We start from the raw sequence: 18,924 nt of genomic DNA, 5'->3' as shown, positions 1-18,924 counted from the left end.
ATGACAATGTATTCATCAGTATAATGTGGTTAAGGAGGTAGTTCGGTATGACGATTAATATAACAGAACAAGCGCAGTATCAAATTAATGAAATGCGTAAAGGTGATTCGGCAGACACTGTGTACTTACGATTTGGTGTAAAAGGTGGAGGATGCAGCGGTCTTTCTTATAAATTAGGTTTTGATTACGAAGTGAAAGAAACCGATGAATTATATGAAGATTATGATGTTCCTGTGATCATCGCAAAGATGGACCGTCCAATTATCGAAGGAACGACGATTGATTTTAAACAGAACATGATGGGCGGCGGGTTTACGATTGATAACCCGAACGCGATTGTATCATGTGGCTGTGGGTCTTCGTTTAAAGCAAAAGACCGTGAAGGAACTCCAGAGAATTGTTAATAATTAATAAGTAGCTTTTGCGTAACACACGCAAAAGCTATTTTTTGCCCTTTTTAAAGATTTTTGTAATAAGATAAAACTATTAACGTCTATTAATTAGAAAACAACTTAGGGGGTAAAGCCATGGATGAAGAACTCATCACAGAATGGTTCGATCGCTATGCTGATGACATATACCGATTTTTAGCTTATTACACATCTTCACCAGATGTAGAAGATATGGTTCAGGATGTATTTATCAAAGCGATCAATAATTTTGATAAATTCAAAGGAAATTCTAGCCCGAAAACATGGTTGATTTCAATAGCTAGAAACTTAGCAATTGATGAAGCTAGAAAGAGAAAACGTCAAGACTGGCGCAAGCTAATCGATACTTATCAAACGGAAAACGAGGAGTCGCCAGAAGACGTCTATCAAGTGACGGAATCGAAGGCACAATTACATGAGGCTATTCATGAATTAAAACCAAACTACCGAGACGTCATTATTTTAAGAGGAATTGAAGAATTAACGAATGCAGAAGCGGCTGATATTTTAAATTGGACAGAAAACAAAGTAAGGGTGACATTTTACAGAGCATTAAAAGCGCTGAAGACACAGGTAGGGAGGGTCAACTATGAGTAAACATGACGATCAATTCTTGGATGAACTAAAGGAGTTAAAAATGAATAAGTCCATAAGTCCAGAGAAAAAAGATGAAATGAGATTAAATATAGCCAAATTCGCCAAAAAGAAAAAAGCACAGCGGAAACGTAAACAGCAATTTATTTGGGCTTCAACTGCAGCCGCCGTAGTATTGTTCGGTGTTATCGTAATGAGTATTATGAATCAACAAACAGAAACCGTCGACGATCCTAATCCGACTCCAGCAGACGAGCAGCCAGTTCAAGGTGAAGATCCAGAAAATGATCCAGTTGAGGATCCGGAAAATAACTCAGAAGAGCAGCCTGAATTTAATGTTGAGGTAGAAGGACCATTTGACGAGACGATTATGTTAGAAGGGATGGAAGAACCGACACAAGTCATGGAATTTCTAATCACACCCCATCAAATCAGTTATCAAATGGATCAATTTTTAGGAAATTATGATATTAATGAAAATAAGATTACACATACAACCGATACTGGCTTTGCCACGGTTATAGTAGAAGTGATTAATGATACTCAATTAGAGGAATTTGCTGAAGGATTAGAAGGGGATCAAACACCAGTAGATCCTAATAAAAATCCATTTGAAGGGATTCAGAGCCATCAAAGTGGTGAGCAAGTAACAGGTTATTATGCTTATCAGGTTAATGATGATGTTTTATATGTACAGTATGAATACGGAATTGAAGGCGGAGACGGAGTCGGACCGAGGTTAGAGCTTTTTATTGAATCAATTAGTAAGATGGAATAAACCGGCCGAAAACTTTTAAAAAGGGGCCGATAAAATTCAAAAACAGGCCGATAAATTTCTGAAAGAGGCCGTAAAACTTAGAAAACGGGCCGAAAGATTTTAAAAAGAGGCCGAAAGAATTCCAAAACCGGCCGTAAAAAATCAATTCCCCTCCTCACGAAAAGTGAGAAGGGGGGATTTCCTATGCTTGTCCAGTTGCTTCAGTGTGGGTAGCTCGTTTTTTCATAACACCAAGGCCGATGACAGCTGCAACGACTACAATTTCAAATCCGTATTTCAGCCACTCATTTGCAAAAAAGTCCGCAACAAATGGCTCTTTTACAATCATCTTAGAAGCCGTCCAAGCTAGAACACCACCACCGATATAGATGATGATTGGGAAGCGTTCCATTAATTTTAAAACGAGCTGACTTCCGAATACAATGATTGGAATCGAGATTAATAATCCAATGACAACAAGTAAGATACTACCATGAGCAGCACCAGCGACTGCAAGGACGTTATCTAGACCCATCATAGCATCTGCTATGATAATTGTTTTAATTGCAGCCCATAAGCTTCCGCCAGCTGCAACATTTACTTCTTCTTCCTCAGTTAATAACTTATAAGCAATCCAAACTAATACCACACCACCGATGAGTAAAAGACCAGGGACCTTCAGTAACCAAACAACGAAGATCGTCGCAATAATTCGAATGAAGATTGCCCCAGCTGTCCCCCATATAATCGCTCTTTTTTGAAGGTGTTTCGGTAAATTTCTAGAGGCGAGTGCTATTACTACGGCATTATCACCTGCAAGTACTAAATCAATTAGAATGATCGAAATAAGTGCTGTAAAAAATTCTACTGTGAAAAAATCCATTTTCTAATTCCCCCTTTTAAGATAAAAAAGAGACCAATGCCCACCTAAAATAGGTAAGCAAAGGTCTCGCTAACAATTTAATCATTGCCAATAAAGCCGAGAGGATACCCCTCTGAAATGACGACTTTTATTGTAAAAGCTACTCCCCTTTGAATCCATTACTTGTCTTCAAAGATTTTCATCGAAGTTGAGTGTTTTGGTTGTACTTTCGAATCTGGGTCGATGCGAACTTTCGCATTGTTTACAGCTGTTGGTCCCTCGCCGAAACCTGATGCGATGAGTTTAACTTTACCTGGGTAGGTGCAAATGTCACCAGCTGAGTAAATACCAGGAATGTTTGTTTCCATTCTGGAGTTCACGACAATATTGTTTTTCTCAAGCTCTAAACCCCAATCCTTAATCGGACCTAGTGAAGAGATGAAACCGTAGTTAATAATGACATCATCAACATCCACTTCAACTGTTTCTTCAGATTTTGTTTTTGTAGTATAACCTTGTTGATATCGTCTTCGCCTTCTAGGTCATAAGGAACATAAGGTGTTAATATATCAACTGAAGAATCTTTTAATTGCTCAACGCTATGTTCGTGAGCTCTGAACTGATCGCGGCGGTGAACAATCGTTACTTTTTCCGCAATTGGTTCTAACATTAATGACCAATCGACAGCAGAGTCACCACCACCGCAAACGAGTACTTTTTTATCTCTAAAAGCTTCTAAGTCTTTGATGTAATAATGAAGGTTGGTACTTTCATATTTATCGCAACCTTCGACTTTAAGCTTCCGTGGTTCGAATGCGCCATTACCCGCAGTGATAATGATCGTTTTAGTATAGAACGTATCTTTATCTGTTGTTAACTTAAATAAGTTTTCGTCTACTTTTTCAACCTCTTGAACCGCATGATCTAATGTGATTTCAGGATTGAAAGGTTTAACCTGCTCATATAAGTTATCAACTAATTCTTGTGCTCGGATTTTTGGAAAACCGGCAACATCGAATATATATTTTTCAGGATATAATGCAGATAATTGACCACCGATGTGAGGAAGGCTTTCAATGATTTGTACATCAGCCTGACGTAAGCCACCGTAAAATGCAGTGAATAGGCCAACCGGACCGGCGCCAATGATCGTTATGTCTCTAACATGATCACTCATAAATTTTCCCCACCTTTTATGAATTTCAATACGCACCATTGAACATTATAACATTATACAGGGTTTTATGAGAACTTTTTTCCTTATAAATTATCAGAAACATTAGAAAATATTATGAGGGTTGAAAATGGACATAAAAAAGTTCTATGATTGACTTTAGGTAATGTTTTACGAAATTATGACAATATTTTATTTTAATCTGTGAAAAAATCACAAAGTTGTTTGTGAGCATTTTCCTAGGTAAAAATTTTAAGGATGGAAGGGATTAATATGAACAGACCAAACATTGTCATTTTGGGTGCAGGTTACGGTGGAATCATGACAGCGGTAAACCTCCAAAAGAGCATGTCATCTGAAGAGGCCAAAATTACATTGGTTAATAAGCATGACTATCACTATCAAACAACTTGGCTACACGAAAATGCAGCAGGTACGTTACATCATGATCGCACAAGACTCGCGATTAATGATGTCGTCGATTTTAACAAAATAAATTTCGTACAAGATACAGTTAAATCGATTGATCCTAAATCGAAAACAGTGAAACTTGAGGACGGAGAACTTAATTACGATTATTTAGTGATCGGCTTAGGTTTTGAATCGGCAACATTTGGAATTGATGGTATTGAAGAGCATGCCTTAACGATCCAAAACATTAATAGTGCACGTAAGATTCGTGATCATATTGAGTATAATTTTGCTCAGTATAATCTTGAGCGTGGAGAGCGTGAGGACCTTATTACAATCGGTGTAGGTGGAGCTGGTTTTACAGGAATTGAATTCGTAGCAGAACTAGCTAACCGTATTCCTGAACTTTGCCAAGAATACGATGTCCCAAGAGAGAAAGTTCGCTTAATCAACGTTGAGGCAGGTCCTACTGCACTTGCTGGATTTGACCCTGAACTTGTTGAATACGCGATGAATCGTCTTGAGGAAAAGGCGTTGAATTCAAATTAGGTACGATGATTAAGAAAGTAACTGAAGATAGCATTATTGTTGAAAAAGATGAAGAACGTGAAGAAATTAAAACGAAAAACTTCATCTGGGCTGCAGGTGTGACAGGTAACTCAATCGTTCAAGAATCTGGTTTCGAGACGAACCGTGGCCGCGTTCCAGTTAGACCGGACCTACGTACACCAGATTATGATGATGTATTTGTAGTTGGGGATTGTGCTGTGATTATGAACCCTGATACAGAACGTCCTTATCCACCAACAGCTCAAATTGCGATTCAAATGGCAGACACGGTGGCTCACAACTTGAAACAAATGGTTAGCGGCGGGGAAAAGCTACAGTCATTTGAACCACACATTCAAGGGACAGTCGCTTCACTTGGTCACACAGATGCCATTGGTGTTGTATTTGATGATAAAAACTATTCGGACGTTCAGCATCCATTATGAAAAAAGCTATCGACAACCGTTACCTTATGAAGCTTGGCGGCGTTGGCCTTCTACTTAAAAAAGGTAAACTTGACATGTATCACTAAATTGTAAAGATTTGAAAAGCAAAGGCATAGGTCTTTGCTTTTCTTTTATGTTAAACTGATAGAGGTTTAACGAACGAGAAAAAGGTAGGGAACAATTGTGGGTATATTATTTGGCTTTGTTGCATCGCTATTATTTTTGTCTTGTTTTTGGAATAGCATTTATCTTAAACATGTTACTTAGATCGACCTGGTTAATGGCGCTGGTTTATCCGGTTGTCGTGATTTTAATTATTGACGATGTCTCTTTTTGGAGTTATTTCTCATCTCCGATTGATTCATTTTCTAGGTTACCAGATCGCATTACGAGCCTAGAGCCTTTTGACTTAATCGTTTTATTGGCCGGGCTAGCTGGAACGATTGTGGCAGGATATGTTATTAAAATCCTCAGAAATAAAGGCTATCAAATGTTTTAAGGTTTATTCAAAAAATTCAGTTAAATGTATAAAAGCTTCTTAATTTGGTTACGCTTCATGACAAAGAGGTGTTAAACATGCGTAATCAATTAAGGAGCTTTTTCTTTTTGCTATTTTATTAGTAAGCATGACTTCACTGCTGCTAACCGTTAACCTGACTATGAAGGCAGCGGATGATGGCGCACCATCTATTCAAACTGAAAACTATGAAGGGCATCAGATCTCTTTAACTCATAAATCTAATAAATGGGGAGAGGCAGAAGGGAATTTGGAAGATGGGGAACAAATTTTAGTAGCAGGCGTTAGAGATGAAGTGAAGGAAAAGGAAACTGAGAAAAATCAAATGACGAACAACAGTCTACGAAAGCTAAAAATGTTGAACAGGTATCTATGACTGCTGAAGTTGCGTTTAAACAGTATCCTGTTAGAACGGTTGTCGCAACTGGCTACACAGCTGGGTACGAATCGACTGGCAAAACGAAGGATCATCCGCTATACGGGATTACATTTTCAGGTTTAACGGTTCAAAGAGGTATTTTATCAACCATTGCCGCTGATCCAAGTGTCTTTCCGCTTGGTACCGTTTTGTACGTACCGGACTACGGTTATGGAATCGTAATGGATACAGGAGGCGCTATTAAAGGCCATAAAATAGATTTATATTATGAAACCGTTGATGAAGTTTATAACGATTGGGGTAAAAAAAGCACAGATGTGTACGTTATTGAAGAGGGAGACGGATCCGTTTCGAAAAAGGATTTAGCTTATTGGGAAGACCAAATTAGCTCCCAAGCACTTCCTGCTTTTAATCAAAAATAGTGGACAAGTAAAAGAGCCGCTTGCAGATTGCAGCGGCTCTTTCTTATATTGAATAATATATAACAGCAATAATAATTCCAGTTAAAGCACCGAAGAAAACTTCAATAGGCTGATGCCCAAGTAATTCTTTTAACTCTCGTTGTTTTTCACGTTCTTCTTTTTCCTGCCACTGTTTAGCCTCATCAACGAAACGATGAAAATCTTTTACTAACTGATTTAGAATCGTTGCATGCTGTCCGGCATGTCTTCTAATACCAGTAGCATCATACATGACAATAATACTGAGCACACAGGCAATGGCGAAGTAAGGGGAATCAAGACCGTGTTCAATGCCAACCGAAGTGGTTAAAGCTGTTACGGCTGCAGAGTGACTGCTCGGCATCCCGCCAGTACTAAATGCGAGTCCTAAAACTAACTTTCGATCCGCAATAAAGTGAATAGGAATTTTAACAACTTGAGCGAATACAACTGCAAATAGAGCTAAAATTAACGGTGTGTTGTGAAGAATATCCATTGAGACGCCACCTTTAGTTGTGTTCTTTATCTAATCTATATACATCATACCCTAAATATGAATGATAAAAAACTTACAATTAAATTTACGAATTAAGAGAATGTTTGATAAGATAATGATAATAAATGGAGGTGTCGAAATGGTAAACGTAATCAATCAAGAAGTAACACAAGTAGAAGCTGAAGCACTAGTAGTCGGTCTATACGAAGAGAACAAAGAAAACCAAGATGTTTATCAATCATTAAATGATGAACTGAATCATCATCTAGACGAATTAGTTAAACAGGATGATGTGAAAACAGTTTTGGAGCAATTTCGAAAGTACATACATTTGGACAAGTTAATGCTAAAAGAATTTATTTGTTGGTTTAGGTAAAAAAGATGAATTAACGGTTAATAAATTCCGAAATGTAATCGGCAAATCGTTTAAGCAATTAAATAAAGACAAAATAAGGGAAGTGACACTTGCACTAAAAAGTTTCACGGAAGATTTAACATTTGCTGAAGCACTGGGTGAAGCTTTTGTTATGGCAACTTATCAATTAGAGACGTATCATACATCGAGAGAGAATGAGACTTATTTAACAAATCTATCACTAATCGCAGATGAAGAGGGCATCCAGGGAGCTGTAGAAGTTGGAGTAGCACTTGGACAAGGAACGAATTCGGCTAGACATTTTGTCAACATGCCAGGTAACTTATTAACGGCCACTGAGCTCGCATCTTATGCTGAGAATATCGCCGAAAAACATGGAATGGAGATTGACATTTTCGATAAAGACCAAATTGAAGAACTTGGCATGGGTGCTTTATTAGCAGTGAACCAAGGGTCTAAGGAACCACCTCGTTTTATCGTTATGAAGTATCAAGGAAAAGCAGAATGGAGCAATCCCGTAGCCTTAGTTGGGAAAGGCATCACCTTTGATACAGGTGGTTATTCACTGAAAGGTAAAGAAGGTATCATCGGCATGAAAATGGATATGGGCGGTGCTGCAGCCGTATTAGGCGCAATGGACGCGATTGGACAAATAAAACCTGAAGAAAACGTATTATGCTTGGTGCCGTCAACTGATAACATGATCAGCGGAGATGCATTTAAACCTGACGATGTGATTGTATCGATGAGCGGGAAAACGATTGAAGTACGTAATACCGATGCAGAAGGTCGCTTAGCCCTTGCGGATGCCGTCACATATGCGAATCAACAAGGCGCATCAAAAATTATTGATGTTGCAACGTTAACAGGCGGTGTTGTGGTCGCTTTAGGTGATGAAATGACAGGCGCCATGACCAATAATGGGGAATGGTTTGATCAGGTATTTGAAGCATCAGAGGAAGAGGGAGAGCTCGTTTGGGAATTACCATATCATGACGTGTTCAAAAATAAAGTGCGCTCAAGTCATATTGCTGACTTAAATAACTCCCCTGGGCGAAAAGGACACGCTGTGCTTGCCGGATGCTTTATCGGCGAGTTTGTAGAAGACACACCATGGGTTCATTTAGATATCGCAGGAACCGCCATGGCAGAAAGTGAGCATGACCTCGGCCCTAAAGGTCCAACAGGCGTCATGTCCCGCACATTAGCTAAAACAATTATGAATTTGAAATAATGTAGCTTTTGCTTTTGGCAAGCCGATGGAGATCAAGATCCCATCGGCTTTTTACGTTTGAATGGTACTGAATGTCGTTAGATACTTGTTTAACATCGTTAGAAATCAAGAAAATGAAAATAGAACGAGTATGAACGTAAATAGTATACACCTGAATCTAACAGCAGGGCTCTAAATCTGATTACAAAGTAAAAGCCATTTCGAGAGATCGAAATGCTTAAGGTAACTGTAATTTGTGAAAAGGAAAATCTATACTATGTTCTAGATGCTAAAGTTGGGACAGCTTTAAACAATCTAATCATAAACTGTGGTAAAACAATGGCGACTCCCATTGTAATAATAAAATCCTTAATAAAGAAAGGAATCATCGTAATGACTGATGCCTTCATTGAGATGGCAATCTCAGCTATATAATTAAGTGATAAATACATAATAGGCGTGCCAATTACATAATTAGTCATAAGTCCCGCAAAAGTTGCGATTAAATAAACTCCGACCTTGGGTTCTTTTGCTTTTTCAATAATAAGACCAGAAATAAATGCAACGAAAATAAATGAAAGTAAAAATCCGCCAGTTGGTGAAATTAACGCTGTTGCTCCAGCACTCATCTCAGCAAACACCGGAACACCTGCAATCCCAACGAGTAAATAGACAATCATGGAAAAAGCGCCTAATTTTTTACCTAAAATCAATCCTGCTAAAATCGCGAAAAGAGTTTGTAATGTAATTGGAACCTCTCCGCTCGCATATGTAATTTTAAATGCTGGGAACCAAAAAGCGATGTTCGCTCCGATCATCATCAGTACAACGAATACTGCGCCTAATGTTAAATCAAGTGTTTTAAATTTTGAATTCATCAATTGTCGCCCCTTTCTGAAAATATGGTAAACAATTAAAATAGTATTGTCAACTATCATTTTAAAAAAGTGAACAATTATTTAGAGGGTAGATGATAAAAATGTAGAAGTATTTAAAAGGGTGATTTGAATGTCAGAAACATATAAAAATATCATGGCCTTATTGGCATTAATAGCCGTTGGCATCGGCTTTTATTATATTTTACTAATAGTCCAGAACAAAGGTAAAAACGTATTGCAGTAGATTATTATAAGGCGATGATGGATCAAGATTACGAGGAAGCTTTTGAACTTTTGTACAAATATGATGAAAAAACTCCAACAGAAGGTACAGTTTTGAAGGAAGAGGAAGCCAAATCATTTTATCTAGAAAAAATCAATAAGTTAAAAGAATATCATTATAAATTAAAAGATTACGACATCATTAACATTAGAAAAGAAGATGGACACACGTCATTTGCTGAGATGATCCTTACGTTTGAGGTGGACGGTCAAGAGCATGAAGTAAGCGAAACCATAGATGAGTGGAATGGCAAGGCGTGGATTATAGAAAGTGAGGATCCTTTTGTAAACTTTCGTAATGGAAAGATGGGTTTTGATTTAGAGAACGCAGAGCCTGAATTCTACTTTATGGATTGATTAGGCATATGACAGGATATAGTGTTTGAAAATGGTGAAGAAGTACCATTACGGACAATCATCGCTTCGGAATAAACTTGGTGGGGATTTATCAACCCCAGATTCCAATATATCTACCCCATTTCGGAAAATATCTACCCCGAAATTGGTCGACGGGGTAAAAAAGTTATTTTATCTACCCCTTAAATGGATTTATCTAACGCCATAGAATGACGGAGCTTTTTCGCCATTTATCGACCCATAAAAAAGAGCACCGATCACGTTCGGTGCCCTCCTCAACTATTCATTATTTCGTCGTAGCTTCTAGTGCCACTTCAATCATATCGTTAAATGTTGTTTGACGTTCTTCAGAAGTTGTTTCTTCACCAGTTAAGATGTGGTCACTAACCGTTAAGACAGATAAAGCGTTACGGTCATATTTAGCAGCTAATGTGTATAGTGCTGTTGTTTCCATTTCAACTGCAAGCACATTGTAATCTGCAAGCTTTTGGAATAAGTCCATCGCATTTTCACGATAGAAACTGTCACTTGTAAAGACGTTACCGACTCTTAAGTTTAAACCACGAGTTTCGCCGACTTCATATGCTTTCTTAAGTAAATTGAAGTCTGCTCCTGGAGCGAAGTCAATCCCGCCGAATTCCATACGGTTCATTTGTGAATCTGTTGTAGATGTTTGGGCTAGAATAACATCGCGCACTTTAACATCTTTTTGTAACGCTCCGCAAGAACCAACACGGATTAAGTTTTGAACATCATACTCTTGAATTAATTCATTAACGTAAATAGAGATACTTGGAACACCCATACCTGTTCCTTGCACCGAGATGCGCTTACCTTTGTATGTACCTGTGTAACCGTACATACCGCGAACTTCGTTATAGCAAGTCACATCTTCTAAAAATGTTTCCGCAATATACTTCGCGCGTAGCGGGTCACCTGGAAGTAAGATTGTATCCGCAATATCGCCTTTTTTAGCACCAATATGTGTACTCATATCCTGTTCCTCCTTGAATCATTCTTACTTCCTTAACCTACCATATTTCAAATTCGTAAACAATTTAAAGGAATTAGTTAATTAATTCAATATATTCGCGCAATAATCGCCAACCATCTTGTTCATTTTTCCATACAAAAAATATTTTGCTGGGTAATCAATTCCATTTACGGTGTTGGTTTCGGTTCCAAAGACTAACACATCGTTTGTTCGAGTTGTGATCGATTCGATTTCAAATGATTTCGTTGTCTGGGTACCTAAGTACTGCTCCAAAACATCGTTAAGGTCATAGTCGTAGTCATACTTCTGCGGAGCTGCCAAGCACTATGGCACCAATAACCAACAAATTCAGGGGACATTTTCTCACGCACTTGTGATGAATCGTTCGTTGCTAGAGCGTTATTCCAAGCTTTATAGTAATCTTTAATTATCTGTTCAATCATGTTTAAAGCCTCCTAAGTTAAAAAACTGAGCTCTGGGATCGAGCTCAGCTATTTATTCTATAAAACTTCTTCTAACACTTTGGTTTCTTCATGATCAAGTAAGTTTTTGTTGATTTTATCTTCAATTGTTTTATTCATATGACTTTCTAAGTCGTTTACTTCATCTGATTCACCGACTAGGTAAATGCGTTCCCAGCCGTGATTTTTAGCAGCTTTATCAAGTTTTGGTGCGATGCTCTTATACCAACGATAACGGTTAGCTTCGAAACGTTCGTAAAATTCGTCTTTCTTAGATGTTTTACCGCCACCTGAACCTAAGTTGGAATCAGCTTTGTGAGTACCTTGATGCAAGCGCCAATCTTCTGTATCTAAATCAAGTTCGTATACATTCGTTTCGTTGACGGTTCCTAAATCAGCATCAATGTATTTGATTTGGTCTTTCTGAGTTAGAATAATACCTGTTTTAGGGAATGTTTCTTGCATTTCTTTTAATTGATCTAATACAGGTTCCTCTTCCCAGAAAAAGGCTGTTTTAACTGGCATTTGTAAAATATCTGCAAACCATACATCGTCATCTCCAGTTGCAAAAATGATGACGCTCTTCTTAAGGTTCATTTCATTTTCATTCATAAAGTTTTCGACTTTTTCTTTTACAGCCCAGTAATTTCGCTTTTCATCTGAATCGCCATCTTCCTGTAAGTAAGATTCAAAGTTATTTAAACCGTTTTTGAGTTGTAATCTCCATTTCCCGCCTTGCTGATCGGGGTCAGCTGGGTCTGTATTTAAATACATCGTAAACACTTTATTTGGTTTTTCAGATCGATAATGTTCAAGTTTATTGAGTAATGGTTTTAAATCCAATGAGATCATCTCCTTTTTGTGGATTTACTTGATACATTCCACGAAAAGAGAAGGATTAAACACTTTTAAAAGTGGCTTTAAATTCAATAGCTTGTCTAATTAAAACTCATTATATGTAATAGCTTATAAGTTTTTATCAATGATCATTTTTTGAATTGAATTTAACGAATTGATGACTTGGTCTAAACGTTCTTGTTGTTGCTGATGGCTATTTGTTAAGTCATCCAACTGATATTGTAGGTTAAGTAATTGCTGATTTATGTCCTGTTTTTCTTGTTCAGCTTGTAAATTAGCCTCTTTAGTTTCATCGATGGCTAATAATGTGGCTAAGGTAGCTATTGCATCGGCTACAGTTGTTAGTGAACTAGCTAGTAAAGCCAATTTTAAACTCTGAGGTGTTTCTGAGTCACTGTTAAACTCAAAAGAATCGCTCATATTGTCTTCAACCTCGTTCTTATTAGTGAGAGTATTTAGTTATAGTTTATGTGAGTTAAAGTGGTATATTATTAATAATTAACGCTGGTGATTAAAGCCAATTTATAGCGTTCATAAAATACTTCATGTATAATTATGTATAGTAATATTTAATAGGGTTTTGTTGTGTTCAGCCTTAAAATATGAACGCATAATCCTTCGGGGCTGGGTGAAATTACATTCAAAATAGTAAAAAATATAAGAGCCTGTAATCCTTGATATTAAAAGGGTTAAGGCTCTTTTTGTTTTCGGTGAACAGTGGCTTAATTATCTAATTGTTGACGAGCTGTTGACCAAATGCATTATTTTTAGTCTGAAAGGATATAATTAGGAACTTTTATTTTTATATTTATTGGGATTTAATTGATTGAATTTTTCAGCTGTCTTTTTCATACCTTCTGGTGACAGGTGGCCATATATATCCGATGTAGTTCTCATGCTACTATGACCTGCTCTAATTTGGGCCTCCTTAATGGAGCCACCGTTCTCAAGTAACCAGGATACCATGGAATGTCGATGGTCATGTAATCGAATATCCTTTAAATTATATTTTTTATAATCTGCCTCCATTTACTAGTAGGTGTTTGTGGATTATAAGGTCTACCTAAACCTGTGTGAAATACGAATTTATGTCCTTTTTCTTCCCATTGATCTCCTGCAGAAAACTTTTCCTTTTTCCACTCTTTATAAAAGATTTTCATTTCATCCATATACCATTCAGGCATATCAACAACTCTAATGTCTTCATCAGTCTTTGTTGACTTGATTAGTGGCTTTCCATTTTCAAATAATGGGATACTTTGAACTAACTTAATTTGTAGATTATCAAAATCAAAATGAGTCCATTCTAAAGCCACAATCTCACCACGTCTAAAACCAGTTATGAGAGCTGTTAAGAAAAATAAACGCCACTGTTTAGATTCTTGGTCAAGTGCTTCAAAATAAGTTGCAAAGTCAGCTCCACTATAGAATTTTGGTTTACGTTTTTTAGTTTAGGTCGTTCAAGTGACTCCATTGGACTTTTTGAAATTATTTGCCACGTCACAGCTTTATTGAATAAGATCCTCAGAATTTTATCTAATTCATAAATAGTACTACTTGAAAGAGGTACGTCTTTCTTGCGTTTGCCGAAACCAGGTTGTGAAGCTTCGTTTAAGAAATCAACTATATGAAGTGTTTTGATTTGTTCAATTCGCATTGCGCCAAAACGAGGAAGAATGTAGTTATTAAGTTTCTCCATATAATTATTATAAGTTTTTTTTAGCATAAAAGCTTTTAGCATATTTTTCAGACCAATCATGAACAAAATCCTTAAAATATTTCTTCTGAGGCTCAATGTATTCTCCAGCCTCAACTTGCATTTTGAACTTTAACCATTCTTCTTCTAAGTAGCCTTCTAATTTTCGTTTGGTTTTCATAAGTCTAGAATCTACTTTAATGGTTTTTGTTTTTCTTAAGCGCTTGCCATTTTCGTCATAGCCTAACTCCACAAATAACGTAAATGAATTCTTTCCCCTTTGAGTATAACTAGCCATATTTAAACCTCCTTTTAGGTTATTATAAAGGGCAGTAATCCGGTGAAATGGTAAACTTTTGATTGCGATAAATACGATCCAGTCTTTCAACAACCAGTTCTTTACGTACTTTAAAAGTCTCTGATAATGTTCCAATGATTAATTCATCAGTGAAATCATAGTGTTTAATCATGTGGGAGGGGAGAGCAGCATAAAGAGTGAAGTGTCTAGCGTCACGTTCTTGCAACTCTCTAAATGCTTCAGGAATCATAGACTGATGACCACAATGTCTAAGGACATGACAGAGCTCATGGAAGAATTGTTCACGTTGTATCTCTTCCTTTTCGCGCGAGTCAATAATGATGCCTTTATAACGACCGAAAACATCATATCGGGGTAACATAGGCTTTTTATGTAGATAAATACCATGCTTTAATGCAATTTGAAAGATGTCCATATCGTGAGAGGATAAAACTTTGTTACGTAAATACCATTTAGTTACCCATTCTTCTAGTGCAGTTTTGTAATATTTCATAATAATCCCCCCTTTAATTAAGAACATATGTTCGTATTAACAGTATAAAAAAAGTCTTCCAAAATTGGAAGACTAAAAAGATAAAAAAGTTACTTCGAAGTCTCAACTATTCGCTTAAAAAGAAATATCCTCATCCATCATAGTAAATTCTTTTAATATAACTGGACTACCTGGATAAAGTATCTCATATCCTATTACTGCTTCAACTGTTGCTCCGCTTTTAACGTTTGTATCTCCCATTTTGACTAAATCTGGTTTATAATCATCTGGGAATAATCCATTTGCTCCATTAAGTATTTCGACTGTAGTGTCAGTTTCTTGCTCCGCTTTCAAAGCTAATGCCATCCAAGGGCTGGTTGGTTCATCGGTTTTATTTGTGAATTCAACTTCGACAGCAAGTATTGGTCTATCTTCATATTTACCCGTTAACTGTTCAGTTCCTTTAATGACATATTTGTAATCTTCGTTCTCTAAAACAGTGTCGCTAACTTCACTTTCATCACTAGATTCTTCGTCTTTATTTTCTTTTTCATTTTCTGTCTCTGAATCCTCATTTTCAGTTTCTTGATCACCTTCATTAGTTTCTTCTGTCTCTGTTTCATCATTAGTGGTATCAGCTTCTGTCTCTCCATCGTCACCACATGCTGCCAAGAAGATGGTCAGCATTAAACTAGTAGAAGTGATAATAGTTTTTTCATTATTAATTACCCCCTGAGTAAATTTATTTATGTTAATTGAATTTAACGCCAACATTAGAATCTTCTTAATATAATTTATCTTTATAATCAATGGGGAAGAACAAGCCAATTTTCTTTTCAAATGTTTCTTCATCCACATTTCTTTTTAAATCTTCATAGGCATTATACAAAACTTCCTTAATGTAATCTTCCTCTTCATCTAGGGCAGCAAGCAAACATTGGAAACATTCTTCTTTTGTTAAATAATGAAATAGTAAGCCTTGGAAGGTTTTATCCCAAGCTCTGAAAAATTCTTCTTTTAGTTGCTCCTGGGATAAATTTAATACTTCTTTTAGTTTTAGAATTTCTAAACCCGTAGATGTACCATATGTCATAATATTTGGGTGAGATACCCCTTTTCCATTCGATAAACCACTTAACTCTATGATAAAGACTCTGAAATAATTAAATATAGCGTGACTATATTTATTTTCCTTTCTTAGCTGTTTTGCCATGTTACTTAAATCAATGGACATTAAACCATAATTAAGTTCTTCAGAGTGTTTTAAAAAAGCTTTTTGAAATAAAGCCCAAGAAATGTCACCATTAGGAGGGTTGTATGTTCCTTTAAAGTTATTTACAAAACTTATAGCGTTTGCAACATTATAGATTCCATCTTTAGAATCGTTTCTGTGAGCCGGAACTATGTAATAATATTCTTTTAGAACCTCATGACCCTTCCCGGTAATCACTAAACTTTTATCCTTCACATATTTATCAACTTCATCAAGAGAGAAGTTTTCTATTATCCTCTCAATTAAAGCAGCTTTATTTCCTGAGACTTTTAGACTTTTAGTTTTTAGTAGTTCTTTTAATTCTGGTACTTTAAGTGATGGTAACGATTCAAATGGTGATGCTTGTCTAAGATATCCATTATTAATCAATTTTTCGGTTGATTGCCCTGTTTTAAGTCCGTATGTATATTCGAAATATCCAGGTGGGTTTGAAGAAGTACTTTTACCATCTAACCAATTAATTAAAATAATCTCCCCTGGAAGTAAGCCATTAGAAAGTTTCTTTTTATAAACTGGATTTATGTCGTTATTGTAATGTACAGATGTTTCGATTTTCGCATTTACTTTAAATTTTGTTTTTTCTATCGTTTCACCAAATAAGCTTTTGAAAATATTAAATATGCTCATTATATCCCTCCTCAAATTAATAAAAAGACACACTAACTAAGTGTGCCTCGATCTTGGTGTATGTAGTTATTTACTCGCTATCTTTATTTTTCTCTCTTGCTTTATTAACAATAAACTCAAAATAATCCTCAAGCTGCTTTAATTCTTCTGGCCCCATCTGTTTCCATTTCTCTATATCGAAGAAACCTGAATCCTCAATGCCGTATTTTTTTAGTAGGCGATTGTGTTCAGCTATGGGGTCGAAATCATTTTCCTTTTCTTTATCTGTTTTGCCTAATAAATAGTCCGTGGAAACGTCTAATGCTTCAGCAATATTAGTCAAAATTTCAGGTTCTATTTTCTTTTGATAACCTGTTTCGATTTTATTCATTTTGGTTTGAGAGACGTTAATCTTATAAGCTAATTCAACCTGCTGTAAGCCTCTACGTTCTCTTAAGTTTTTGAGTTTTTTACCTATATCCATAAGACATCTCCTCGAGAACTATTATAAACTTTCTAAAAAAGAAATAAATAATTTATTCTAAAATAGAAATAAAAAGTGTTGACTTTCTAAAATAGAATATATATAATCTAAGTAAGATTTCTAAATTAGATATTTGAAGCGAGGTGACATAAATGAAAATAAATTTACATTTGATTAAAGAAAAACGAAAATCTTTAGGGTTCACCATTAATCAGATGTCAGAATTTCTGGGATTGAGTGACTCATCTCAATATTGGAAAAGAGAGAAAGGCCATTACAATTTTAAAGTTGACGAGCTTTCAGCACTCTCTGAAAAACTTAATATTCCATTTAATGATCTTTTTTGTCTCATTCAATTTCTAAAACGGAAATTGAACAAAAAGAACAGGAGGTGTCTTAGGTGAATCAAAACCATCAAGTTCAACAACTGATAAAACGTGTTAATAAATTAGAGAAAGAAGTCGCCGCGCCAACGACGACTTATGCAATTAACGTACAATTAAACACCAAAAATTTAGTGATGCTTTATTTCCTCTTAAATGGGACTAATTTGATTTTTGAAGTTCATCTATAGTTGTTTGCAATAAGTCAATCATAAACCTGTAATCTTGAGCTCTCATTTTTCCGGTGAGCTCAGCTACCATCATCATAATTTCAGAACCGAGATTTTCAATTTGTATCGATTTACCGTTTATTCTCTCATCAACTAACTTCTGAATTTCTTCAGCACCTATAGGTTTATGAACTTCATATAAACGACTAGCGATTTCTGCGACATCGATGTTTCCCAAAGATTACACCTCCTTCCTGTATCTACCATTCGACAGGGAAGAGGAAAATCCTACAGAGATAATTGACTTTTCAACATTTGAAAGGGGGCGTTGAACATGACAGACCGTATGACCGCACAACAAACAGCTGATTACTTAGGAGTATGTTTAGATACCGTTTATCGAATGGCACGTAAAAAAGAAATTCCGCACTACCGAATTAGACGTAATGTCTTTTTCTCTAAACAGTCCATCGATAACTGGATCAAAGAGCAAGAACAAGACAACTACAAGAATGAACCGCAAGTAAGTTCATTCTAAATATATTCTACTAATCTATTAACCAAAAGATGGTAAGAGAAGAGGTGAAATTAATGACCAATGGTAAAAATGACGCAACAGATGCTTTGAAACAATCTAGAAAAGAAACTGGATTAACACAACTGCAGTTAAGCCTTGAAACAGGTTATTCAAGAGAAGCCATTTCACAACAAGAAAATGGACGAGCTTCTGTAAGTCCTGAGTTATCTAATCATATGAGTTCTAAATACAATGATCCACGAATTGGAATTGAATCAGCTTACGAGTATAAAAGTTGGGGCTTAGGTTGGTTAGATGGTGAAGCTCTAGATCAGCATAGAGCAGCAGTTGTTATGCGTACCAAAAAAGAATTAAAAGAGGCCCTTGAATCGATTGATGAAGTCGCAATCGCGAAACAACCGAAATATATAGAAATCTTCGAGCGACAACAGATAGAAAAACGCGTTAGTTGAATCAGCTGAAGCTATTGCGTTTCTAGAGTTTGAGATTGCAAAGCTATGTAAAGATT

The 18,924-nt window shown here is 36.3% G+C and carries 28 protein-coding genes and 3 pseudogenes; 14 read left to right on the top strand and 17 right to left on the bottom strand.

Annotation, left to right across the window (positions count from 1 at the left end; genetic code table 11):
• Positions 1 to 47: 47 nt before the first annotated feature.
• The 3 genes from JCM13188_RS09240 to JCM13188_RS09230 all read left to right on the top strand — a co-directional run bounded on the left by JCM13188_RS09240 (position 48) and on the right by JCM13188_RS09230 (position 1,803).
• Positions 48 to 404: a HesB/IscA family protein gene (locus JCM13188_RS09240; protein WP_054753646.1), complete on the top strand. Its 357-nt coding sequence runs from the start codon at positions 48 to 50 to the stop codon at positions 402 to 404.
• A 123-nt stretch (positions 405 to 527) separates the two neighbouring features.
• Positions 528 to 1,028, top strand: coding sequence for an RNA polymerase sigma factor (locus tag JCM13188_RS09235; RefSeq protein WP_054753645.1), 501 nt, complete (start codon positions 528 to 530; stop codon positions 1,026 to 1,028).
• Entirely contained in the window at positions 1,021 to 1,803 is a 783-nt protein-coding gene (locus JCM13188_RS09230; RefSeq protein ID WP_054753643.1) for a hypothetical protein, read from the top strand. The genes JCM13188_RS09235 and JCM13188_RS09230 overlap by 8 nt, the downstream gene beginning before the upstream one ends.
• Before the next feature lie 181 nt (positions 1,804 to 1,984).
• Here the strand turns inward: JCM13188_RS09230 and JCM13188_RS09225 are convergent, their stop codons facing one another.
• Both JCM13188_RS09225 and JCM13188_RS09220 read right to left on the bottom strand, forming a co-directional pair.
• A complete protein-coding gene (locus JCM13188_RS09225; RefSeq protein ID WP_054753641.1) occupies positions 1,985 to 2,665 on the bottom strand; it encodes a TerC family protein in 681 nt (226 codons plus the stop codon).
• 158 nt (positions 2,666 to 2,823) lie between these two features.
• A pseudogene (locus JCM13188_RS09220) lies at positions 2,824 to 3,821 on the bottom strand (NAD(P)/FAD-dependent oxidoreductase).
• A gap of 270 nt (positions 3,822 to 4,091) precedes the next feature.
• On the opposite strand from JCM13188_RS09220, the pseudogene JCM13188_RS09215 reads away from it, so the two are divergent.
• The 4 genes and pseudogenes from JCM13188_RS09215 (at position 4,092) to JCM13188_RS09200 (ending at position 6,542) form a co-directional block, all read left to right on the top strand.
• Positions 4,092 to 5,310, top strand: a pseudogene (locus JCM13188_RS09215) (NAD(P)/FAD-dependent oxidoreductase).
• A gap of 170 nt (positions 5,311 to 5,480) precedes the next feature.
• The gene (locus JCM13188_RS09210; RefSeq protein WP_439646628.1) at positions 5,481 to 5,723 is read left to right on the top strand and encodes a YuiB family protein; all 243 of its coding nucleotides are present in this window, start codon (positions 5,481 to 5,483) and stop codon (positions 5,721 to 5,723) included.
• 127 nt (positions 5,724 to 5,850) lie between these two features.
• Positions 5,851 to 6,117: a hypothetical protein gene (locus JCM13188_RS09205; protein ID WP_054753637.1), complete on the top strand. Its 267-nt coding sequence runs from the start codon at positions 5,851 to 5,853 to the stop codon at positions 6,115 to 6,117.
• A complete protein-coding gene (locus JCM13188_RS09200; protein WP_439646627.1) occupies positions 6,114 to 6,542 on the top strand; it encodes a 3D domain-containing protein in 429 nt (142 codons plus the stop codon). The genes JCM13188_RS09205 and JCM13188_RS09200 overlap by 4 nt, the downstream gene beginning before the upstream one ends.
• A gap of 43 nt (positions 6,543 to 6,585) precedes the next feature.
• Here the strand turns inward: JCM13188_RS09200 and JCM13188_RS09195 are convergent, their stop codons facing one another.
• The gene (locus tag JCM13188_RS09195; protein WP_054753636.1) at positions 6,586 to 7,056 is read right to left on the bottom strand and encodes a divergent PAP2 family protein; all 471 of its coding nucleotides are present in this window, start codon (positions 7,054 to 7,056) and stop codon (positions 6,586 to 6,588) included.
• Positions 7,057 to 7,195: 139 nt separating this feature from the next.
• On the opposite strand from JCM13188_RS09195, the gene JCM13188_RS18780 reads away from it, so the two are divergent.
• On the top strand, positions 7,196 to 7,432 hold the full coding sequence (locus JCM13188_RS18780) for a hypothetical protein (protein ID WP_279401640.1): 237 nt from the start codon (positions 7,196 to 7,198) through the stop codon (positions 7,430 to 7,432).
• Between the two features lie 37 nt (positions 7,433 to 7,469).
• On the top strand, positions 7,470 to 8,666 hold the full coding sequence (locus tag JCM13188_RS09190; protein ID WP_279401648.1) for a leucyl aminopeptidase: 1,197 nt from the start codon (positions 7,470 to 7,472) through the stop codon (positions 8,664 to 8,666).
• 254 nt (positions 8,667 to 8,920) lie between these two features.
• Here the strand turns inward: JCM13188_RS09190 and JCM13188_RS09185 are convergent, their stop codons facing one another.
• Positions 8,921 to 9,523 carry a biotin transporter BioY gene (locus JCM13188_RS09185; RefSeq protein WP_054753634.1) on the bottom strand — a complete coding sequence of 201 codons (603 nt, stop codon included), beginning with the start codon at positions 9,521 to 9,523 and terminating at the stop codon, positions 8,921 to 8,923.
• Positions 9,524 to 9,784: 261 nt separating this feature from the next.
• On the opposite strand from JCM13188_RS09185, the gene JCM13188_RS09180 reads away from it, so the two are divergent.
• Positions 9,785 to 10,162 (top strand): hypothetical protein, encoded by a 378-nt coding sequence (locus tag JCM13188_RS09180; RefSeq protein WP_054753631.1) that lies wholly within the window; start codon positions 9,785 to 9,787, stop codon positions 10,160 to 10,162.
• 286 nt (positions 10,163 to 10,448) lie between these two features.
• Here JCM13188_RS09180 and deoD read toward each other — a convergent pair whose 3' ends face one another.
• From deoD to JCM13188_RS09135, 12 genes and pseudogenes are all read right to left on the bottom strand, one after another.
• The gene (gene deoD / locus JCM13188_RS09175) at positions 10,449 to 11,156 is read right to left on the bottom strand and encodes a purine-nucleoside phosphorylase (protein ID WP_054753629.1); all 708 of its coding nucleotides are present in this window, start codon (positions 11,154 to 11,156) and stop codon (positions 10,449 to 10,451) included.
• A gap of 81 nt (positions 11,157 to 11,237) precedes the next feature.
• Positions 11,238 to 11,477, bottom strand: coding sequence for a hypothetical protein (locus tag JCM13188_RS18775; protein WP_279401639.1), 240 nt, complete (start codon positions 11,475 to 11,477; stop codon positions 11,238 to 11,240).
• On the bottom strand, positions 11,414 to 11,599 hold the full coding sequence (locus JCM13188_RS09170) for a hypothetical protein (RefSeq protein WP_054753627.1): 186 nt from the start codon (positions 11,597 to 11,599) through the stop codon (positions 11,414 to 11,416). Before JCM13188_RS09170 ends, JCM13188_RS18775 begins: the two co-directional genes overlap by 64 nt.
• Before the next feature lie 57 nt (positions 11,600 to 11,656).
• Positions 11,657 to 12,460 (bottom strand): VLRF1 family aeRF1-type release factor, encoded by an 804-nt coding sequence (locus JCM13188_RS09165; RefSeq protein ID WP_054753625.1) that lies wholly within the window; start codon positions 12,458 to 12,460, stop codon positions 11,657 to 11,659.
• Between the two features lie 123 nt (positions 12,461 to 12,583).
• Complete coding sequence (locus JCM13188_RS09160) at positions 12,584 to 12,895, bottom strand: hypothetical protein (RefSeq protein ID WP_054753623.1); 312 nt, start codon at positions 12,893 to 12,895, stop codon at positions 12,584 to 12,586.
• A 501-nt stretch (positions 12,896 to 13,396) separates the two neighbouring features.
• A pseudogene (locus JCM13188_RS18770) lies at positions 13,397 to 13,818 on the bottom strand (site-specific integrase); the annotation flags it as partial.
• An 8-nt stretch (positions 13,819 to 13,826) separates the two neighbouring features.
• Positions 13,827 to 14,234, bottom strand: a complete 408-nt coding sequence (locus JCM13188_RS18765) for a tyrosine-type recombinase/integrase (RefSeq protein ID WP_279401637.1) — start codon at positions 14,232 to 14,234, stop codon at positions 13,827 to 13,829.
• On the bottom strand, positions 14,182 to 14,469 hold the full coding sequence (locus tag JCM13188_RS18760) for a hypothetical protein (protein ID WP_279401636.1): 288 nt from the start codon (positions 14,467 to 14,469) through the stop codon (positions 14,182 to 14,184). Before JCM13188_RS18760 ends, JCM13188_RS18765 begins: the two co-directional genes overlap by 53 nt.
• 22 nt (positions 14,470 to 14,491) lie before the next feature.
• Complete coding sequence (locus JCM13188_RS09150; protein ID WP_054753621.1) at positions 14,492 to 14,983, bottom strand: ImmA/IrrE family metallo-endopeptidase; 492 nt, start codon at positions 14,981 to 14,983, stop codon at positions 14,492 to 14,494.
• A gap of 114 nt (positions 14,984 to 15,097) precedes the next feature.
• Complete coding sequence (locus JCM13188_RS09145) at positions 15,098 to 15,733, bottom strand: DUF5067 domain-containing protein (protein ID WP_054753619.1); 636 nt, start codon at positions 15,731 to 15,733, stop codon at positions 15,098 to 15,100.
• 13 nt (positions 15,734 to 15,746) lie between these two features.
• Positions 15,747 to 16,862, bottom strand: a complete 1,116-nt coding sequence (locus tag JCM13188_RS09140; protein ID WP_054753617.1) for an SAP domain-containing protein — start codon at positions 16,860 to 16,862, stop codon at positions 15,747 to 15,749.
• A gap of 70 nt (positions 16,863 to 16,932) precedes the next feature.
• The gene (locus JCM13188_RS09135; RefSeq protein WP_054753615.1) at positions 16,933 to 17,325 is read right to left on the bottom strand and encodes a helix-turn-helix domain-containing protein; all 393 of its coding nucleotides are present in this window, start codon (positions 17,323 to 17,325) and stop codon (positions 16,933 to 16,935) included.
• A gap of 152 nt (positions 17,326 to 17,477) precedes the next feature.
• Between JCM13188_RS09135 and JCM13188_RS20780 the strand changes: the two genes are divergently transcribed.
• Both JCM13188_RS20780 and JCM13188_RS18755 read left to right on the top strand, forming a co-directional pair.
• Positions 17,478 to 17,729 carry a helix-turn-helix domain-containing protein gene (locus JCM13188_RS20780; RefSeq protein ID WP_054753613.1) on the top strand — a complete coding sequence of 84 codons (252 nt, stop codon included), beginning with the start codon at positions 17,478 to 17,480 and terminating at the stop codon, positions 17,727 to 17,729.
• Complete coding sequence (locus tag JCM13188_RS18755; RefSeq protein ID WP_279401635.1) at positions 17,726 to 17,899, top strand: hypothetical protein; 174 nt, start codon at positions 17,726 to 17,728, stop codon at positions 17,897 to 17,899. The genes JCM13188_RS20780 and JCM13188_RS18755 overlap by 4 nt, the downstream gene beginning before the upstream one ends.
• Here JCM13188_RS18755 and JCM13188_RS09125 read toward each other — a convergent pair.
• The gene (locus tag JCM13188_RS09125) at positions 17,871 to 18,116 is read right to left on the bottom strand and encodes a hypothetical protein (RefSeq protein WP_054753611.1); all 246 of its coding nucleotides are present in this window, start codon (positions 18,114 to 18,116) and stop codon (positions 17,871 to 17,873) included. The two genes, JCM13188_RS18755 and JCM13188_RS09125, sit on opposite strands and share 29 nt — an antisense overlap.
• Before the next feature lie 96 nt (positions 18,117 to 18,212).
• Between JCM13188_RS09125 and JCM13188_RS09120 the strand changes: the two genes are divergently transcribed.
• A complete protein-coding gene (locus tag JCM13188_RS09120) occupies positions 18,213 to 18,416 on the top strand; it encodes a helix-turn-helix domain-containing protein (protein WP_054753609.1) in 204 nt (67 codons plus the stop codon).
• Between the two features lie 53 nt (positions 18,417 to 18,469).
• Positions 18,470 to 18,868 (top strand): helix-turn-helix domain-containing protein, encoded by a 399-nt coding sequence (locus JCM13188_RS09115; RefSeq protein WP_054753607.1) that lies wholly within the window; start codon positions 18,470 to 18,472, stop codon positions 18,866 to 18,868.
• Positions 18,869 to 18,924: the final 56 nt, after the last annotated feature.

Source organism: Piscibacillus salipiscarius JCM 13188, assembly GCF_001311865.1.
Classification (GTDB): domain Bacteria; phylum Bacillota; class Bacilli; order Bacillales; family Alkalibacillaceae; genus Piscibacillus; species Piscibacillus salipiscarius.
Note: the sequence above shows the minus strand (reverse complement) of the source record. Positions and strands in the feature narration are given on the sequence as shown.

Bases quoted from the DNA above. Each gene is read 5' to 3' on its own strand.
- JCM13188_RS09240 (WP_054753646.1), top strand. From the start codon at position 48: ATGACGATTAATATAACAGAACAAGCGCAGTATCAAATTAATGAAATG.
- JCM13188_RS09235 (WP_054753645.1), top strand. From the start codon at position 528: ATGGATGAAGAACTCATCACAGAATGGTTCGATCGCTATGCTGATGAC.
- JCM13188_RS09230 (WP_054753643.1), top strand. From the start codon at position 1,021: ATGAGTAAACATGACGATCAATTCTTGGATGAACTAAAGGAGTTAAAA.
- JCM13188_RS09225 (WP_054753641.1), bottom strand. From the start codon at position 2,665: ATGGATTTTTTCACAGTAGAATTTTTTACAGCACTTATTTCGATCATT.
- JCM13188_RS09210 (WP_439646628.1), top strand. From the start codon at position 5,481: ATGTTACTTAGATCGACCTGGTTAATGGCGCTGGTTTATCCGGTTGTC.
- JCM13188_RS09205 (WP_054753637.1), top strand. From the start codon at position 5,851: ATGACTTCACTGCTGCTAACCGTTAACCTGACTATGAAGGCAGCGGAT.
- JCM13188_RS09200 (WP_439646627.1), top strand. From the start codon at position 6,114: ATGACTGCTGAAGTTGCGTTTAAACAGTATCCTGTTAGAACGGTTGTC.
- JCM13188_RS09195 (WP_054753636.1), bottom strand. From the start codon at position 7,056: ATGGATATTCTTCACAACACACCGTTAATTTTAGCTCTATTTGCAGTT.
- JCM13188_RS18780 (WP_279401640.1), top strand. From the start codon at position 7,196: ATGGTAAACGTAATCAATCAAGAAGTAACACAAGTAGAAGCTGAAGCA.
- JCM13188_RS09185 (WP_054753634.1), bottom strand. From the start codon at position 9,523: ATGAATTCAAAATTTAAAACACTTGATTTAACATTAGGCGCAGTATTC.
- JCM13188_RS09180 (WP_054753631.1), top strand. From the start codon at position 9,785: ATGGATCAAGATTACGAGGAAGCTTTTGAACTTTTGTACAAATATGAT.
- deoD (WP_054753629.1), bottom strand. From the start codon at position 11,156: ATGAGTACACATATTGGTGCTAAAAAAGGCGATATTGCGGATACAATC.
- JCM13188_RS09170 (WP_054753627.1), bottom strand. From the start codon at position 11,599: ATGATTGAACAGATAATTAAAGATTACTATAAAGCTTGGAATAACGCT.
- JCM13188_RS09160 (WP_054753623.1), bottom strand. From the start codon at position 12,895: ATGAGCGATTCTTTTGAGTTTAACAGTGACTCAGAAACACCTCAGAGT.
- JCM13188_RS18765 (WP_279401637.1), bottom strand. From the start codon at position 14,234: ATGATTGGTCTGAAAAATATGCTAAAAGCTTTTATGCTAAAAAAAACT.
- JCM13188_RS18760 (WP_279401636.1), bottom strand. From the start codon at position 14,469: ATGGCTAGTTATACTCAAAGGGGAAAGAATTCATTTACGTTATTTGTG.
- JCM13188_RS09150 (WP_054753621.1), bottom strand. From the start codon at position 14,983: ATGAAATATTACAAAACTGCACTAGAAGAATGGGTAACTAAATGGTAT.
- JCM13188_RS09140 (WP_054753617.1), bottom strand. From the start codon at position 16,862: ATGAGCATATTTAATATTTTCAAAAGCTTATTTGGTGAAACGATAGAA.
- JCM13188_RS09135 (WP_054753615.1), bottom strand. From the start codon at position 17,325: ATGGATATAGGTAAAAAACTCAAAAACTTAAGAGAACGTAGAGGCTTA.
- JCM13188_RS20780 (WP_054753613.1), top strand. From the start codon at position 17,478: ATGAAAATAAATTTACATTTGATTAAAGAAAAACGAAAATCTTTAGGG.
- JCM13188_RS09120 (WP_054753609.1), top strand. From the start codon at position 18,213: ATGACAGACCGTATGACCGCACAACAAACAGCTGATTACTTAGGAGTA.
- JCM13188_RS09115 (WP_054753607.1), top strand. From the start codon at position 18,470: ATGACCAATGGTAAAAATGACGCAACAGATGCTTTGAAACAATCTAGA.